Below are 15,988 nucleotides of genomic sequence, written 5' to 3'. Positions count from 1 at the left end.
TCCGAAAGTGCTCCGAAACGCAAAAGATCAGATCATGCAACCAACAAGCCTATGAACGCCTTATGCCGTTATATGCCCGAGGATGTCGATAAACGAACGCCCCGGCAGCACGAGAGGTGCCGCCGGGGCGAACGGTAACGCGGGTGAGCAGGCGGTTTAGCGCTTGCTGTACTGCGGGGCCTTGCGGGCCTTCTTGAGACCGGCCTTCTTGCGCTCGACCGCACGGTCGTCGCGGGAGAGGAAGCCGGCCTTCTTCAGGGTCGCGCGGTTGTTGTCCACGTCCGCCTCGTTCAGCGCGCGGGCCACGCCCAGGCGCAGGGCGCCGGCCTGACCCGAGACGCCGCCACCCGCGATGCGGGCGATGACGTCGTAACGGCCGTCGAGCTCGAGCACCTTGAAGGGCTCGTTGACTTCCTGCTGGTGCACCTTGTTCGGGAAGTAGCTCTCAAGGGTGCGCCCGTTGATCTTCCACTTGCCGGTGCCCGGAACGATCCGGACGCGGGCGATGGCGTTCTTGCGACGGCCCAGGCCGGCGGCGGGCTGCGGGTCGCCGAAGCGGCCGGCGAGCGACTCGGAGGTGTACTCACCCTCGACGGGGACCTCGGACTCGAAGGTGGTCACCTCGGCGAAGGTCTCCTCGCCCTCGGTGCCCTCGACGGTCTCAACAGTGGTCTCGGCCACGATTCTCCTCAGATCTTTCTTTATGTCTTTGGGGGGAGGCCGGGACTACTGCGCGACCTGGGTGATCTCGTACGGAACCGGCTGCTGCGCAGCGTGCGGGTGCTGGTCACCCGCGTAGACCTTCAGCTTCGAGATCATCTGGCGGCCCAGGGAGTTCTTGGGGATCATGCCCTTGATGGCCTTCTCGACGGCCTTCTCGGGGTTGTTCGCGAGGAGGTCGTCGTAGCGCACGGAACGCAGACCACCCGGGAACCCGGAGTGGCGGTACGCCATCTTCTGGGTCTTCTTGTTGCCGGACAGGTGAACCTTGTCGGCGTTGATGATGATGACGAAGTCGCCCATGTCCATGTGGGGGGCGTAAATCGCCTTGTGCTTGCCTCGCAGGAGGTTCGCAGCCGTGGTGGCGAGACGGCCCAGGACGACGTCCTGCGCGTCAATGATGTGCCACTGACGGGTCACATCGCCGGGCTTGGGGCTGTACGTACGCACTTCGTAGCCTTCGCTTCTTCAGTGGATGGGGTCCAGACACACGACACCTCTGAAGCGATCATGCAGCTGGGGCACACAATGCCGGGACGACGCCCGTATGCGAGCCACTGGTAACTGCTCCAGAGAACTTACGCAGGGGCTCCGCGCGCCACGAGGACGCAGCCCATGCGTACAACAAAGGTCGAGACTACCGGTCCGGCCCCGGACGGGTCAAAACGCGCCCCTACCGCGCCCGCTCGACCCGCCGCTCGTCCCACACCGGCTCCGAGGTCTCGCGGACGACCCCGTCCGAGCCGAAGACCAGATAGCGGTCGAAGCTCTTGGCGAACCACCGGTCGTGCGTCACCGCGAGCACCGTGCCCTCGTACGCCTCCAGACCGTCCTGCAGCGCCTCCGCCGACTCCAGGTCCAGGTTGTCCGTCGGCTCGTCCAGCAGCAGCGCGGTCGTGCCGGTCAGCTCCAGGAGCAGGATCTGGAACCGGGCCTGCTGACCGCCGGACAGCTTCTCGAACGCCTGGTCCCCCTGCCGCTCCAGCTCGTAGCGGCGCAGCACGGACATCGCGCCGCCCCGGTCCTTCGCGTGCTCCGTCCACAGGATGTCGACCAGCGTGCGGCCCAGCAGCTCCGGGTGGGCGTGGGTCTGCGCGAAGTGCCCGGGGACCACCCGCGCACCGAGCTTCCACTGCCCCGTGTGCGCGACGGGCTCGCCCGCGAGCAGCCGCAGGAAGTGCGACTTGCCGGACCCGTTGGAGCCGAGGACCGCGACCCGTTCCCCGTAGAAGACCTCCAGGTCGAACGGCTTCATCAGGCCGGTCAGCTCCAGCCCCTCGCAGGTCACCGCGCGCACCCCGGTCCGGCCGCCGCGCAGCCGCATCCGGATGTCCTGCTCCCGCGGCGGCTCCGGCGGCGGGCCCGCCTCCTCGAACTTCCGGAAGCGGGTCTGCATCGCGTGGTAGCGGCTCGCCATGTCGGGGCTGATCGCCGCCTGCTGGCGCAGCCGGTGCACGAGCGCCTTCAGCCGCTTGTGCTCCTCCTCCCAGCGCCGCAGCAGTTCCTCGAAGCGGGCGAACCGCTCCTTGCGGGCCTGGTGGTACGTGTCGAAGCCGCCGCCGTGCACCCAGACGTCGCTGCCGGCCGGGCCGGGCTCCACGCTGACGATCTTCTGCGCGGCGCGGGACAGCAGCTCCCGGTCGTGGGAGACGAAGAGCACCGTCTTACGGGTCTCCCTCAGCCGCTCCTCCAGCCACCGCTTGCCGGGGACGTCCAGGTAGTTGTCCGGCTCGTCCAGGAGCAGCACCTCGTCGGGGCCCCGCAGCAGCGCCTCCAGGACCAGCCGCTTCTGCTCGCCGCCGGACAGCGTGCGCACCTCGCGCCACTGCGCCTTCTCGTACGGGACGCCCAGCGCGGCCACGGTGCACATGTCCCAGACCGTCTCGGCCTCGTAGCCGCGCGCCTCCGCCCAGTCGCTCAGCGCCTGCGCGTACGCCATCTGCGCGGCCTCGTCGTCCACGGTGAGGATGCGTTCCTCGGCCCGGTCCACGGCGAGCGCGGCCTCCCGGATACGGGGCTGCGCGACGGAGACCAGCAGGTCGCGGACGGTGCGCTCGTCGCGGACCGAGCCCACGAACTGGCGCATCACGCCGAGCCCGCCGCTCACCGACACCGAACCGCCGTGCGGCTGGAGCTCCCCGGCGAGCAGCCGCAGCAGCGTCGTCTTCCCGGCGCCGTTCGCCCCCACGAGGGCGACGACGGCACCGTCGGCCACCCGGAACGAGGCATCGCCGAGCAGCACCCGCCCGTCCGGAAGGTAGTACTCAAGGTGGCCCGCTTCGAGATGTCCCATGCAGAGCATTGTCACGGGCACCGCGGGGTTGACCCAACCGGATTACGCGGCGTCTAGGATGCGCGGCATGAGCTTTGGGGACGGGGGGCCCTTCCAGGGGCCCGACGACAGGCCCGGGAACAGCGGCACTCCCGACTGGGAAGCCCTGGCCGACGCCTCCGCGGCCCGCGCCAGGCGCAGGAAGTGGCTGCTGATCGGCGGCGGCGCCCTCGCCACGGCGGCCGTCGCCGCGGTCGTGGCGACCGCGGTGATCTCCGCGAACGGCTCCGGCGGCCGGGCCGGGAAGCACGCCGGCGAGCTGCCCACGGCGGACGAGCTGCCGACCGGTCTCCCCGCGCCCGACCCGTCCTTCTCCTCGGTGGCGCCCCCGCCCCCGCCGGACCCCCGGGACTACATAGCCGACGTGAAGAAGGACCGGCTGCCGGTCGACGTCGACGCCTTCTTCCCCGACGACGAGCTGACCGCCGGAGGCCGTACGTACGCCAGGGGCGCGACCCACCGCACCAAGCAGTGCGCGGCGACCACCCAGGGCGCGCTGGGCGCGATCCTCACCGCCAACGGCTGCGACCAGGTCATCCGGGCGACGTACAGCAAGGACGGCGTGGCGGTCACCGTCGGCATCGCGGTCTTCGACACGGAGGCCCAGGCGAAGCGGACCGCGCGGCTGGCGACCGGCGGGCTGGCCTCGCTGAGCGGGTCGGGCGTCCCGGTCTTCTGCCGCGACGGCGTGATCTGCCGCCGCACGGCCAATTCGTACGGCCGGTACGCGTACTTCACGGTCGGCGGCTTCACGGACGGCCGGAACGCCACCAAGGCCGACAAGGACGTGTACACGACCGGCAACGCCCTGACGGACTACACGTTCGGACGGATCCGCCATCGCGGCGAGGTCCAGGCGTCGGCCGCCGCCGACATCACAACCACCTAGGGGGTCGGAGCCGGGTCCACGACGCCTGGCACGGCCTGACCGGCAAGACACCCCTAGCAGCAGCCGGCGCCCGGCAGCGTCCGTACGTTCCGCGCCTCCACCGCACGCGCCGCCAGCAGCTCGTCCGCCGGATACGCGACCTCCTCCAGCGTCAGCCCGTGCGGCCGCACCACGTGCACCCCGGGGTCGCGCACCCCGGCGGCCAGCACCTCGGCCGGCCACGGGTCGGGGCGCCGCCCGTCGCCGACGAAGAGCATCGCCCCGACCAGGGCACGCACCATGTTGTGGCAGAAGGCGTCCGCCTGCACGGTCCCGGTGATGATCCCGGTCGCCCCGTCCCGCACCCAGTGCAGCTTCTGGAGGGTCCGGATGGTCGTCGCGCCCTCGCGCTTCTTGCAGTACGCCGCGAAGTCGTGCTCCCCGGTCATCCGCGCAGCCGCCGCGTTCATCGCGGCCACGTCCAGCGGCCGGTCGTGCCAGAGCACATGGCCCCGGACGAGGGGGTCGACGCCGCCGGGGCGGTCGGCGACGCGGTACGCGTACCGGCGCCACAGCGCGGAGAACCGGGCGTTGAACCCCGGCGGTGCCTCCGCGATCCGCCAGACCCGCACATCGGGGGCCATCCGCCCGGCGAGCCGCCGCAACAGCTTCTCGGCGTGCTCGGCCCACACCTCTTCCGGCAGGTCGACGTGGGCGACCTGGCCCCGGGCGTGCACCCCGGCGTCGGTGCGGCCGGCCACCGTCAGGTCGTACGTGCGTGAGGAGCGGGTCACGGTCCGCAGCGCATCCTCGATCTCGCCCTGGACCGTCCGCCGCGCGGTCTGCTTCGCCCAGCCCGAAAAGTCCTTGCCGTCATAGGCCAGGTCCAGCCGTACCCGTACGGAGCCGGGCTCCACCTCGTCACTCACCAGCGCATCCTCTCAAGATCCCGCACAGCCGAACGGGCCCGCACCGCCCCGGAGGGTGATGCGGACCCGTTCAGTGGTTCCGGAACGCTCAGGCGTCCTGCGCGTCCTCGACGGACTCGACCGGGGTCTCGTCCTTCTTGGCCGCGTCTTCCTTGACCGCACGCTTGGTGGCGGCCTCGGCCTCACCGGTGGCCTGCTGCGCCACGGTCAGCGCCTCGACCAGCTCGATGACGGCCATCGGGGCGTTGTCGCCACGACGGTTGCCGATCTTGGTGATGCGGGTGTAACCACCGGGGCGGTTCTCGTAGCGCGGGGCGATCTCGGTGAAGAGCGTGTGGACGACGCCCTTGTCCGTGATCGACTCCAGCACCAGGCGACGGTTGTGGATGTCGCCCTTCTTCGCCTTGGTGATGAAACGCTCCGCGACCGGACGCAGGCGGCGGGCCTTGGCCTCGGTCGTGGTGATGCGGCCGTGCTCGAACAGCGACTTCGCGAGGTTGTTGAGAAGAAGCTTCTCGTGCGCGGCGCTGCCGCCCAGACGGGCACCCTTGGCGGGCTTCGGCATGGGTTTCTCCTTGTGTGCTGCACCGGCCGTATCAGGTACCGGTGTCAGTTCCCACGCGACGGTCGTCGCGCGGAAGTGTGAAAACGCCGTCCGCACTGGACATCGAGCCTCAGCCCGAAAATCAAGCCCGTCCGGCGATTGAGGACAAAAGCCCTCGCCCGGACCGGGGCACCCACACGGGCACCCCAGCCGGGAGGCGTACTAGTACTGCTCGGTCTCCACGAAACCGGCGTCCGCGTCGTCGTCGGCGCCGAAGGCGTCGGCGGCGGCGGTCGGGTCGAAGCCGGGAGGCGAGTCCTTCAGCGCCAGGCCCATACCGGCCAGCTTCGCCTTGACCTCGTCGATCGACTTCGCACCGAAGTTGCGGATGTCGAGCAGGTCCGCCTCGGAGCGGGCCACCAGCTCGCCCACCGAGTGGATGCCCTCGCGCTTGAGGCAGTTGTACGAGCGGACCGTGAGCTCCAGCTCCTCGATCGGCAGCGCCAGGTCCGCCGCGAGCGCGGCGTCCGTCGGCGAGGGGCCCATGTCGATGCCCTCGGCGTCGATGTTGAGCTCGCGCGCCAGACCGAACAGCTCGACCAGGGTCTTACCGGCCGAAGCCATCGCGTCACGCGGACGCATGGCCTGCTTGGTCTCGACGTCGACGATCAGCTTGTCGAAGTCGGTGCGCTGCTCGACACGGGTCGCCTCGACCTTGTACGTGACCTTGAGCACCGGCGAGTAGATGGAGTCGACCGGGATACGGCCGATCTCCTGGCCCACCTGCTTGTTCTGGACGGCGGAGACGTAGCCGCGACCGCGCTCGACGGTCAGCTCCATCTCCAGCTTGCCCTTGCCGTTGAGCGTGGCGAGGACCAGGTCCGGGTTGTGCACCTCGACACCGGCCGGCGGCGCGATGTCCGCGGCGGTGACCAGGCCGGGGCCCTGCTTGCGCAGGTACATCACGACCGGCTCGTCGTGCTCCGAGGAGACGACCAGCTGCTTGATGTTGAGGATGAGGTCGGTCACGTCCTCCTTGACGCCCGGCACGGTGGTGAACTCGTGCAGGACACCGTCGATGCGGATGCTGGTGACAGCGGCACCCGGAATCGAGGAGAGGAGCGTGCGGCGCAGGGAGTTGCCGAGCGTGTAGCCGAAGCCCGGCTCCAGCGGCTCGATGACGAACCGCGAACGGAATTCGTCGACGACCTCTTCGGTCAGCGACGGACGCTGAGCGATAAGCATGCTGTGATCCTTCAGTCGGGGGCACCCACTATTTGATGCCCGACAGATGTAACAAGGGTACGGGCGGTACGCCTCGGAAGAGGTGTACCGCCCGGACCCGGCGCTACTGGCGCACGGCCATCACTGGCCGTGACGACTCAGACGCGGCGACGCTTCGGCGGACGGCAGCCGTTGTGCGGCGTCGGGGTGACGTCCTGGATCGAACCGACCTCAAGGCCGGTGGCCTGGAGGGAGCGGATCGCGGTCTCGCGGCCGGAGCCCGGACCCTTCACGAAGACGTCGACCTTGCGCATGCCGTGCTCCTGCGCGCGACGGGCGGCCGACTCGGCGGCCATCTGCGCGGCGAAGGGGGTGGACTTGCGCGAGCCCTTGAAGCCGACGTGGCCGGCGGAGGCCCAGGAGATCACGTTGCCCGTGGGGTCCGTGATCGAGACGATCGTGTTGTTGAACGTGCTCTTGATGTGGGCGTGCCCGTGAGCGACGTTCTTCTTTTCCTTGCGACGCACCTTCTTGGCTGCGCCCTGACGACCCTTGGGGGGCATGTCTTGACTCCAGATGGAGAGGGGAGGTGATCGGTCCTACAGCGAAGACCGCTGGTTGCTGCGGAGGCCGGATGTGCCGGTCGCCCGCAGTGCGTCCGCTGAGGACTACTTCTTGCCGGGCTTCTTCTTGCCGGCGATCGCGCGACGCGGACCCTTGCGGGTACGGGCGTTGGTGCTGGTGCGCTGGCCGTGGACCGGCAGACCGCGGCGGTGACGGAGACCCTGGTAGCAGCCGATCTCGACCTTGCGGCGGATGTCGGCCTGGATCTCGCGGCGGAGGTCACCCTCGGTGCGGAGGTTGGCGTCCACGTACTCGCGGATCTTGACCAGGTCCTCTTCGGCCAGGTCACGAACGCGGGTGTTCGGGTTCACGCCGGAGGCGGCGAGGATCTCCTTGGACCGGGTGCGCCCGATACCGAAGACGTAGGTGAGGGCAACCTCCACGCGCTTTTCGCGCGGGATGTCAACACCTGAAACGCGTGCCATTCAATGGCTCCAGTTGTTAAGTCGGGGGTCTTCCGCAGAACCACTCCCGACCGCCGACCCCTCGCTGGGAGAGGTGGTACGTCCGGGTCCCCGGCCCCCGCCGGAGGTGCCGTCAGCCGTGGCTTGGACGGATTCTGCGTATGTACGTGTTACGTGCGTCGCGCGAACTGCGAGATGCAGGGGGTCGTGCGTCAGCCCTGGCGCTGCTTGTGGCGCAGGTTGTCGCAGATGACCATGACCCGGCCGTGACGGCGGATCACCTTGCACTTGTCGCAGATCTTCTTGACGCTCGGCTTGACCTTCATGGGATGTCAGGTTCTCCGGGTCAGTGCCCACGCCCGCACGGATGCGGACGGCGGCAAGATCTACTTGTAGCGGTAGACGATCCGGCCACGCGTCAGGTCGTACGGAGACAGCTCCACGACGACCCGGTCATCCGGGAGGATGCGGATGTAGTGCATACGCATCTTGCCGCTGATGTGCGCGAGGACCTTGTGACCGTTCTGGAGCTCCACCTTGAACATGGCGTTCGGGAGGGACTCGATCACGGTGCCCTCAATTTCGATGGCACCTTGCTTCTTGGCCACGCTTCGCCCTTCGAATCGGCTACCTTGATCGACTTTCGTTCCCCGCATGTGGACACACGGATGCACGAGAGCCGACGAGTCAGTCTACGTCAGCGGACTCCCAAAGGCGAATCCGTCAAGTTTGCCCACCCGGGGAGATCCTTAGACCTCCCCGGAGGTCCCAATCAGCCGATGGGGTCGGGCGCCGCCTCCACGCCGTACTGCGCCAGCTTCTCGCGGCCGCAGTCCGGGGCGGTGAGGACCAGCGGGCCCTGCTCCGTGAGGGCGATGGAGTGCTCCCAGTGCGAGGACCAGGTGCCGTCCGTGGTGACCACGGTCCACTCGTCCTCCAGCACCTCGGTGTGCGGGGTGCCCAGCGAGACCATGGGCTCGATCGCCAGGCAGACGCCCGGGACCAGCTTGATGCCCTTGCCGCGCTTGCGGGAGACGTAGTTCAGCAGGTGCGGGTCCATGTGCATCTCGGTGCCGATGCCGTGCCCGCCGTAGTCCTCGACGATCCCGTACTTGCCGGTGGCGGGACGGGGCTGGCGGCGGATGTAGGACTCGATCGCCTTCGAGATGTCGACCAGCCGGTTGTTGACCTTCATCGCGGCGATGCCGGCCCACATCGACTCCTCGGTCACCCGGGAGAGCTCGACCAGCTCCGGAGCGTGCCCCGTGCCGACGAAGGCGGTGTACGCGGCGTCGCCGTGCCAGCCGTCCACGATCGCGCCGGCGTCGATGGAGATGATGTCGCCGTCCTTGAGGACCGTCTTGTCGTCCGGGATGCCGTGGACGACGACCTCGTTGACCGAGGTGCAGATGGTCGCGGGGAACCCGCCGTACCCGAGGAAGTTCGACTTCGCACCGTGGTCGGCGATCACCTTGCGGGCGACCTGGTCCAGGTCGCGGGTGGTGGCGCCGGGCACCGCCGCCTCACGGGTGGCCGCGTGGATGGCAGCGACCACCAGCCCCGCCTCGCGCATCTTCGCGATCTGCTCGGGGGTCTTGATCTGCACCATGCTGCGGCGCCTTTCCGGTGGGACGGGTGACGGGGGGCGGGTCTTCCACGATACGCGGCGGCAAGCAGTCGGCCGCGGCGTCCGAGGACGCCGCGGCCGGCTTGTACTGCGCGTACTGCGGGATGGGCGCTCAGTCCTCCGCGGACTTCTTCAGCGCCTCCATGGCCCGGTCGGTCACATCGGTGACCTTGCCGAGCGCGGAGATGGTGACCACCAGGTCCTGAGCCCGGTAGTAGTCGATGATCGGCTCGGTCTGCGTGTGGTAGACCTCCAGCCGGGTACGCACCGTCTCCTCGCTGTCGTCGTCCCGCTGGTACAGCTCGCCGCCGCAGGTGTCGCAGACACCCTCGGTCTTCGGCGGGTTGTACGTGGCGTGGAAGACGTGCGCGCTGTCGTTGCGGCAGATGCGGCGACCCGCGATCCGCTTCACGACCTCGTCCTCGGGGACCTCCAGGTCGAGCACGGCGTCCAGCTTCACGCCCTCGTCCTTGAGCATCACGTCCAGGGCTTCGGCCTGACCCACGTTGCGCGGGAAGCCGTCGAGCAGGAAGCCGTTGACCGCGTCCGGCTGGGACATGCGGTCCTTGGCCATCCCGATCGTCACCTCGTCCGGCACCAGCTGCCCCGCGTCCATGAAGGCGCGGGCCTGCTTGCCAAGGTCGGTGCCCTGGCTGATGTTGGCGCGGAAGAGGTCGCCCGTGGAGATGTGCGGAATCGACAGGTTCTTGGCAAGGTACGCGGCCTGCGTTCCCTTGCCGGCACCCGGCGGGCCGACGAGGACGATTCGCATCAGCGGAGGAACCCTTCGTAATTGCGCTGCTGGAGCTGACTCTCGATCTGCTTCACGGTCTCCAGACCCACACCCACGATGATGAGGATGCTCGTCCCGCCGAACGGGAAGTTCTGGTTAGCGCCACCGAAGCCTGCCAACGCCATCGTCGGCACCAGAGCGATCAGACCCAGGTACAGCGAGCCCGGCCAAGTGATCCTGTTGAGCACATAGCTCAGATACTCGGCAGTAGGTCGACCAGCCCGGATACCCGGGATGAAGCCACCATACTTCTTCATGTTGTCGGCGACTTCCTCGGGGTTGAACGAGATCGCCACGTAGAAGAAGGCGAAGAACACGATCAACAGGAAGTACGCCGTCATGTAGTACGGGTGGGTGCCCTTGGTCAGGTTGTCCTGGATCCAGATGGCCCAGCCCGCCTTGGAGTTGGAGAACTGGACGATCAGGGCCGGGATGTAGAGCAGCGAAGAAGCGAAGATGACGGGGATCACACCCGCCTGGTTCACCTTCAGCGGGATGTAGGTGGAGGTGCCACCGTACGAACGGCGTCCGATCATGCGCTTCGCGTACTGCACCGGGATACGGCGCTGGGCCTGCTCGACGAAGACGACGAGGGCCACCATGACGAAGCCGACCAGGATGACGGTGAAGAACTCGATCCAGCCGTCCGCCAGCTTGCCGCTGGTCTTGATGGCCCACATGGCCGACGGGAAGGTCGCGGCGATCGAGATGAACATCAGGATCGACATGCCGTTGCCGATGCCGCGGTCGGTGATGAGCTCACCGAGCCACATGACGGCGGCGGTGCCGGCGGTCATCGTGATGACCATCGTGATCGTCGTGAACAGCGAGTCGTTCGGGACGATCTGGTCGGCGACCGGGCAGCCGCTGAACAGGGCGCCGCTGCGGGCGGTGGCCACCAGGCCGGTGCCCTGGAGGATGGCGAGCGCGACGGTCAGATAACGCGTGTACTGCGTGATCTTCGCCTGGCCGGACGACCCCTCCTTCTTGAGCGCCTCGAGTCGGGGGATGACCACGGTCAGCAGCTGGAGAATGATGCTGGCCGTGATGTACGGCATGATGCCGAGCGCGAAGATCGTGATCTGCAGCAGCGCACCACCGCTGAACATGTTCACCAGGCCGAAGAGGCTGTTGTTGCCCTTGCTGGCCTGATCAACACAGGTCTGGACGTTCTCGTAGCTCACGCCCGGTACCGGGATGTGGGCCCCGAGCCGGTAGAGCACGATGATGCCGAGAGTGAAGAGCAGCTTCTTGCGCAGGTCGGGCGTCTTGAACGCCCGGGCGAAGCCGGTGAGCACGGTGCCTCCTGCGACCCCCGCGCAGAGCGTAGAGGTGACGGTCTTGAGGATCGACGGATACGTAAAAGCCAAGGAGCCCCGGGCGCGTGCGCCCAGGGGATACCACAGCAACGGACGCCACCTTACCGGCGTACATGCCCCCCTAGGAACGACCAACCGGGGATGCCCCATTTGAGAGGGCATCCCCGGTCGGATGTTCAGGCCACCTGAGTGTCCGAGTTGTCTCAGACGAGCTCGGTGACGGTACCGCCTGCGGCGGTGATCTTCTCCTTGGCGGAGCCGGAGACGGCGTCAACCGAAACCTGCAGCGCCACGGAGATCTCGCCCTGTCCGAGGACCTTGACGAGGTGGTTGTTGCGCACGGCACCCTTGGCGACCAGGTCGGCCACCGTGACCTCTCCACCCTCGGGGTAGAGCGTCGCGAGCTTGTCCAGGTTCACGACCTGGTACTCCGTGCGGAACGGGTTCTTGAAGCCCTTGAGCTTCGGGAGACGCATGTGGAGGGGCATCTGCCCACCCTCGAAGCGCTCCGGAACCTGGTAGCGGGCCTTGGTGCCCTTGGTGCCACGACCAGCGGTCTTACCCTTGGACGCCTCACCACGACCCACACGGGTCTTGGCGGTCTTGGCGCCCGGGGCAGGCCGGAGGTCATGGGCCTTGAGCGGCTTGTTCTCCGCCATGTCAGTCGACCTCCTCAACCGTCACGAGGTGGCGGACGGTGTGCACCATGCCGCGGAACTCGGGGCGGTCCTCCTTGACAACCACGTCGTGCAGGCGCTTGAGCCCGAGCGAACGCAGGGTGTCGCGGTGGTTCTGCTTGCTGCCGATGTACGACTTCGTCTGCGTGATCTTGAGGCGAGCCATTACGCACCCGCTCCCGCACGCGCACGAAGCAGAGCCGCGGGGGCGACGTCCTCGAGGGGCAGACCGCGGCGGGCCGCGATCTCCTCGGGACGCTGCAGGCCCTGGAGGGCCGCCACGGTCGCGTGCACGATGTTGATCGGGTTCGAGGACCCGAGCGACTTCGACAGGATGTCGTGGACGCCGGCGCACTCCAGGACGGCGCGCACCGGGCCACCGGCGATCACACCGGTACCGGGGGACGCCGGCTTGAGCAGGACGACGCCCGCAGCCTTCTCACCCTGGATCGGGTGAGGGATGGTGCCCTGGATACGCGGGACCTTGAAGAAGTTCTTCTTGGCCTCTTCCACGCCCTTGGCGATGGCCGCGGGAACTTCCTTGGCCTTGCCGTAACCGACACCGACGGTGCCGTCACCATCGCCCACCACGACCAGCGCGGTGAAGCTGAAGCGACGACCACCCTTCACAACCTTGGCGACTCGGTTGATCGCGACGACGCGCTCGACGTACGCGGTCTTCTCGGCGGCAGCAGCGCCGCCGTCACGGCCCTTCCGGTCCCGCCGCTCGCCGCCACCGGCACCGCTTCCGCGGCGCTGGGGTCCAGCCATTGGATTTACCTCTCTCTGTTACGTCCGCTGTGCGTAGGAACCGGGGCTAGAACTTCAGCCCGGCTTCACGGGCGGCGTCAGCCAGAGCGGCAATCCGCCCGGCGTACTGGTTACCACCGCGGTCAAACACGACGGCCTCGACGCCTGCGGCCTTGGCACGCTCGGCGACCAGGGCGCCGACCTGCTTGGCCTGGCTGCTCTTGTCGCCCTCGCCACCACGGATGGAGACGTCCAGGGTCGACGCCGACGCGAGCGTGTGGCCCGCGATGTCGTCGATGACCTGAGCCACCATGTGGCGGTTGGAACGGGTCACGACCAGGCGCGGACGCTCCGGCGAACCGGAGATGTGCTTGCGGACGCGGATGTGGCGCCGCTTGCGAGCCGCGCGCTTGTACGCGTCGCCCTTGGCGATCTTCACGCCGTATGCCATGGCTACTTACCAGCCTTTCCGACCTTGCGGCGGATGACCTCGCCGGCGTACTTGACGCCCTTGGCCTTGTACGGGTCAGGCTTCCGCAGCTTGCGGATCTTGGCCGCGGTCTCGCCGACCTTCTGCTTGTCGATGCCCTCGACGGTGAACTTCGTGGGGGTCTCCACCTTGAAGGTGATGCCCTCCGGGGCCTCGATCAGGATCGGGTGGCTGTAGCCCAGGGCGAACTCCAGGTTGGAGCCCTTCGCCTGGACGCGGTAACCGACACCACTGATCTCGAGCGCCTTGATGTACCCCTGGGTCACACCGGTGATCATGTTCGCCACCAGCGTGCGGGACAGGCCGTGCAGGGCCTTGTTCTGACGCTCGTCGTTCGGGCGGACGACGTTCAGGACGCCGTCCTCACCCTTGGTGACCTCGATGGGCGCCGCGACGGTGTGCGTGAGGGTGCCCTTGGGGCCCTTCACGTTGACCGTCCGGCCATCGATGGTGACGTCCACACCGGCGGGAACCTGGATGGGGAGCTTGCCGATTCGCGACATGAGCTATTCCTCCGTTCCCGACTACCAGACGTAGGCGAGGACTTCCCCACCTACGCCCTTCTTCTGAGCCTGCTGGCCGGTCAGGAGACCGTGGGACGTGGAGATGATCGCCACGCCCAGGCCGCCGAGGACCTTCGGCAGGTTGGTGGACTTTGCGTAGACACGCAGACCCGGCTTCGAGATGCGCTTGATGCCGGCGATCGAGCGCTCGCGGTTCGGGCCGAACTTCAGCTGGAGGACGAGGTTCTTGCCGACCTCGGCGTCCTCGACCTTCCAGCCGGTGATGAAGCCCTCCTGCTGGAGGATCTCCGCGATGTGCGACTTGATCTTGCTGTGCGGCATCACGACGTCGTCGTGATATGCCGAGTTCGCGTTGCGCAGACGCGTGAGCATGTCTGCGATGGGATCAGTCATGGTCATGAGTTGGCCTTCGGCCTCTCTCGCCGGGGTTTCCTGTATGCGCCATCCCTCTCCCCGCTCAGAGGCGGGACGGGTGCGGTGCGGGGACCTACGGCGTAGTAAGTCGGTCTTGGGCGGCAGGCGCCCAACCCTGCAAGCCTACGGCATGCGGGGCCGGACTCCTGCCGACCAGATGCTTACCGAGAGTCTCCGGTGATTCCCAACGCCCAAAGGGCGAAGGAGAATTACCAGGAGCTCTTGGTCACGCCCGGCAGCTCGCCACGGTGAGCCATCTCACGAAGGCACACGCGGCACAGGCCGAACTTGCGGTAGACGGAGTGGGGCCGGCCGCAGCGCTGGCACCGGGTGTAACCCCGGACGCCGAACTTCGGCTTACGGGCGGCCTTAGCGATCAGAGCCTTCTTCGCCACGGTCAGTTCTCCTTGAACGGGAAGCCGAGGTGACGAAGGAGGGCACGACCCTCGTCGTCATTGGTCGCCGTGGTGACCACGGTGATGTCCATGCCCCGGACCCGGTCGATCTTGTCCTGGTCGATCTCGTGGAACATGACCTGCTCCGTGAGACCGAAGGTGTAGTTGCCACGGCCGTCGAACTGCTTGGGCGACAGGCCGCGGAAGTCACGGATACGCGGCAGCGCGAGCGACAGCGTACGGTCCAGGAACTCCCACATGCGGTCACCGCGGAGGGTGACGTGGCAGCCGATCGGCTGACCCTCGCGCAGCTTGAACTGCGCGATCGACTTGCGGGCCTTGGTGACGGCCGGCTTCTGACCGGTGATCGTGGTGAGGTCCTTGACGGCACCGTCGATCAGCTTGGAGTCGCGGGCGGCGTCGCCCACACCCATGTTGACCACGATCTTGACCAGACCGGGGATCTGCATGACGTTCTCGTAGGAGAACTCCTCACGCAGCTTGCCGGCGATTTCCTCGCGGTAGCGCGTCTTGAGACGCGGCGCGGTGGTGGTAGTCATCAGATGTCCTCACCGGTGCGCTTGGCAACACGGATCTTGTTGCCCTCGTCGTCAAAGCGGTAGCCGACGCGAGTAACGACCTTGTTGCCGTCCTTCTCAACAACCAGCTGCACGTTGCTGACGTGGATCGGGGCCTCGGTCGTCACAATGCCACCGGTCTGCGAACCGCGAGCGGTCTGGCCGGCCTTGGTGTGCTTCTTGACCCGGTTGACACCCTCGACGAGGACGCGGTCCTGAGCGGGGTAGGCCACGATGACCTTGCCCTGCTTGCCCTTGTCCTTGCCGGTGATGACCTGTACCAGGTCGCCCTTCTTGATCTTCATGCTTACAGCACCTCCGGCGCGAGCGAGATGATCTTCATGAACTTCTTCTCGCGCAGCTCACGGCCCACCGGGCCGAAGATACGGGTGCCGCGGGGGTCGCCGTCGTTCTTCAGAATGACGGCGGCGTTCTCGTCGAAGCGGATGTACGAGCCATCCTGGCGACGACGCTCCTTGACGGTGCGAACGATGACCGCCTTGACGACGTCACCCTTCTTCACGTTGCCACCGGGGATCGCGTCCTTGACGGTGGCGACGATGACGTCACCGATGCCCGCGTAGCGGCGACCCGAGCCACCGAGAACACGGATGGTGAGAATTTCCTTCGCACCCGTGTTGTCGGCGACGCGCAGTCGCGACTCCTGCTGGATCACGTCTATCTCCTGATCGTCTGCCGGTTCCCGGCAGGGGCCCCGCTAACGGGTGCCCCTGCCGAGCCTGGCGGAACTGACCTGAGGGGAAGCCCCCTCAGGA

Annotated in this window: 24 protein-coding genes; 1 reads left to right on the top strand and 23 read right to left on the bottom strand. The window is 67.4% G+C overall.

Features of this window, described 5'->3' with window-relative positions; genetic code table 11:
* Positions 1 to 156: 156 nt before the first annotated feature.
* The 3 genes from rpsI to ACZ6C6_RS17470 form a co-directional block, all read right to left on the bottom strand.
* Positions 157 to 681: a 30S ribosomal protein S9 gene (gene rpsI, locus ACZ6C6_RS17480; RefSeq protein WP_018101205.1), complete on the bottom strand. Its 525-nt coding sequence runs from the start codon at positions 679 to 681 to the stop codon at positions 157 to 159.
* A 45-nt stretch (positions 682 to 726) separates the two neighbouring features.
* On the bottom strand, positions 727 to 1,170 hold the full coding sequence (gene rplM, locus ACZ6C6_RS17475; protein ID WP_469203608.1) for a 50S ribosomal protein L13: 444 nt from the start codon (positions 1,168 to 1,170) through the stop codon (positions 727 to 729).
* A gap of 223 nt (positions 1,171 to 1,393) precedes the next feature.
* Entirely contained in the window at positions 1,394 to 3,022 is a 1,629-nt protein-coding gene (locus ACZ6C6_RS17470) for an ABC-F family ATP-binding cassette domain-containing protein (protein WP_469204008.1), read from the bottom strand.
* Between the two features lie 58 nt (positions 3,023 to 3,080).
* On the opposite strand from ACZ6C6_RS17470, the gene ACZ6C6_RS17465 reads away from it, so the two are divergent.
* Positions 3,081 to 3,941: a hypothetical protein gene (locus tag ACZ6C6_RS17465; protein WP_469203606.1), complete on the top strand. Its 861-nt coding sequence runs from the start codon at positions 3,081 to 3,083 to the stop codon at positions 3,939 to 3,941.
* Between the two features lie 53 nt (positions 3,942 to 3,994).
* On the opposite strand, the gene truA is transcribed toward ACZ6C6_RS17465, so the two are convergent.
* From truA to rplN, 20 genes are all read right to left on the bottom strand, one after another.
* Entirely contained in the window at positions 3,995 to 4,849 is an 855-nt protein-coding gene (gene truA, locus ACZ6C6_RS17460; protein WP_469203604.1) for a tRNA pseudouridine(38-40) synthase TruA, read from the bottom strand.
* Between the two features lie 88 nt (positions 4,850 to 4,937).
* Complete coding sequence (gene rplQ, locus ACZ6C6_RS17455) at positions 4,938 to 5,414, bottom strand: 50S ribosomal protein L17 (RefSeq protein WP_365678549.1); 477 nt, start codon at positions 5,412 to 5,414, stop codon at positions 4,938 to 4,940.
* 201 nt (positions 5,415 to 5,615) lie between these two features.
* Entirely contained in the window at positions 5,616 to 6,638 is a 1,023-nt protein-coding gene (locus ACZ6C6_RS17450; RefSeq protein ID WP_003966937.1) for a DNA-directed RNA polymerase subunit alpha, read from the bottom strand.
* Between the two features lie 137 nt (positions 6,639 to 6,775).
* On the bottom strand, positions 6,776 to 7,180 hold the full coding sequence (rpsK, locus tag ACZ6C6_RS17445) for a 30S ribosomal protein S11 (RefSeq protein WP_003948617.1): 405 nt from the start codon (positions 7,178 to 7,180) through the stop codon (positions 6,776 to 6,778).
* Between the two features lie 105 nt (positions 7,181 to 7,285).
* Positions 7,286 to 7,666, bottom strand: a complete 381-nt coding sequence (rpsM, locus tag ACZ6C6_RS17440; protein WP_018101211.1) for a 30S ribosomal protein S13 — start codon at positions 7,664 to 7,666, stop codon at positions 7,286 to 7,288.
* A 191-nt stretch (positions 7,667 to 7,857) separates the two neighbouring features.
* Positions 7,858 to 7,971 (bottom strand): 50S ribosomal protein L36, encoded by a 114-nt coding sequence (rpmJ, locus tag ACZ6C6_RS17435; RefSeq protein ID WP_003956441.1) that lies wholly within the window; start codon positions 7,969 to 7,971, stop codon positions 7,858 to 7,860.
* A gap of 60 nt (positions 7,972 to 8,031) precedes the next feature.
* Positions 8,032 to 8,253: a translation initiation factor IF-1 gene (gene infA, locus ACZ6C6_RS17430; protein ID WP_003956442.1), complete on the bottom strand. Its 222-nt coding sequence runs from the start codon at positions 8,251 to 8,253 to the stop codon at positions 8,032 to 8,034.
* A 164-nt stretch (positions 8,254 to 8,417) separates the two neighbouring features.
* Positions 8,418 to 9,254 (bottom strand): type I methionyl aminopeptidase, encoded by an 837-nt coding sequence (map, locus tag ACZ6C6_RS17425; protein WP_469203601.1) that lies wholly within the window; start codon positions 9,252 to 9,254, stop codon positions 8,418 to 8,420.
* Positions 9,255 to 9,384: 130 nt separating this feature from the next.
* Complete coding sequence (locus ACZ6C6_RS17420; RefSeq protein WP_365678554.1) at positions 9,385 to 10,044, bottom strand: adenylate kinase; 660 nt, start codon at positions 10,042 to 10,044, stop codon at positions 9,385 to 9,387.
* On the bottom strand, positions 10,044 to 11,363 hold the full coding sequence (secY, locus tag ACZ6C6_RS17415) for a preprotein translocase subunit SecY (RefSeq protein ID WP_469203598.1): 1,320 nt from the start codon (positions 11,361 to 11,363) through the stop codon (positions 10,044 to 10,046). The genes ACZ6C6_RS17420 and secY overlap by 1 nt, the downstream gene beginning before the upstream one ends.
* Positions 11,364 to 11,587: 224 nt before the next feature.
* Positions 11,588 to 12,043: a 50S ribosomal protein L15 gene (gene rplO, locus ACZ6C6_RS17410; protein ID WP_018519290.1), complete on the bottom strand. Its 456-nt coding sequence runs from the start codon at positions 12,041 to 12,043 to the stop codon at positions 11,588 to 11,590.
* Between the two features lies 1 nt (position 12,044).
* Positions 12,045 to 12,227 (bottom strand): 50S ribosomal protein L30, encoded by a 183-nt coding sequence (gene rpmD, locus ACZ6C6_RS17405; protein WP_018550611.1) that lies wholly within the window; start codon positions 12,225 to 12,227, stop codon positions 12,045 to 12,047.
* Positions 12,227 to 12,832, bottom strand: coding sequence for a 30S ribosomal protein S5 (gene rpsE, locus ACZ6C6_RS17400; RefSeq protein WP_018101216.1), 606 nt, complete (start codon positions 12,830 to 12,832; stop codon positions 12,227 to 12,229). The genes rpmD and rpsE overlap by 1 nt, the downstream gene beginning before the upstream one ends.
* 46 nt (positions 12,833 to 12,878) lie before the next feature.
* Positions 12,879 to 13,262, bottom strand: coding sequence for a 50S ribosomal protein L18 (rplR, locus tag ACZ6C6_RS17395; RefSeq protein WP_111337428.1), 384 nt, complete (start codon positions 13,260 to 13,262; stop codon positions 12,879 to 12,881).
* Positions 13,263 to 13,264: 2 nt separating this feature from the next.
* Positions 13,265 to 13,804 carry a 50S ribosomal protein L6 gene (rplF, locus tag ACZ6C6_RS17390; RefSeq protein ID WP_143621230.1) on the bottom strand — a complete coding sequence of 180 codons (540 nt, stop codon included), beginning with the start codon at positions 13,802 to 13,804 and terminating at the stop codon, positions 13,265 to 13,267.
* A 21-nt stretch (positions 13,805 to 13,825) separates the two neighbouring features.
* On the bottom strand, positions 13,826 to 14,224 hold the full coding sequence (gene rpsH / locus ACZ6C6_RS17385; RefSeq protein ID WP_018101219.1) for a 30S ribosomal protein S8: 399 nt from the start codon (positions 14,222 to 14,224) through the stop codon (positions 13,826 to 13,828).
* 224 nt (positions 14,225 to 14,448) lie between these two features.
* Entirely contained in the window at positions 14,449 to 14,634 is a 186-nt protein-coding gene (locus ACZ6C6_RS17380) for a type Z 30S ribosomal protein S14 (protein WP_003948630.1), read from the bottom strand.
* Between the two features lie 2 nt (positions 14,635 to 14,636).
* On the bottom strand, positions 14,637 to 15,194 hold the full coding sequence (gene rplE / locus ACZ6C6_RS17375; protein ID WP_018101220.1) for a 50S ribosomal protein L5: 558 nt from the start codon (positions 15,192 to 15,194) through the stop codon (positions 14,637 to 14,639).
* The gene (gene rplX / locus ACZ6C6_RS17370; RefSeq protein ID WP_003966949.1) at positions 15,194 to 15,517 is read right to left on the bottom strand and encodes a 50S ribosomal protein L24; all 324 of its coding nucleotides are present in this window, start codon (positions 15,515 to 15,517) and stop codon (positions 15,194 to 15,196) included. Before rplX ends, rplE begins: the two co-directional genes overlap by 1 nt.
* 2 nt (positions 15,518 to 15,519) lie before the next feature.
* Positions 15,520 to 15,888 (bottom strand): 50S ribosomal protein L14, encoded by a 369-nt coding sequence (gene rplN / locus ACZ6C6_RS17365; RefSeq protein ID WP_003966950.1) that lies wholly within the window; start codon positions 15,886 to 15,888, stop codon positions 15,520 to 15,522.
* Between the last annotated feature and the right edge of the window lie 100 nt (positions 15,889 to 15,988).

Source organism: Streptomyces sp. NPDC041814 (genome assembly GCF_055590565.1).
The sequence above is the reverse complement of the archived record's forward strand: the minus strand, read 5'-3'. Positions and strand labels throughout refer to the sequence as shown.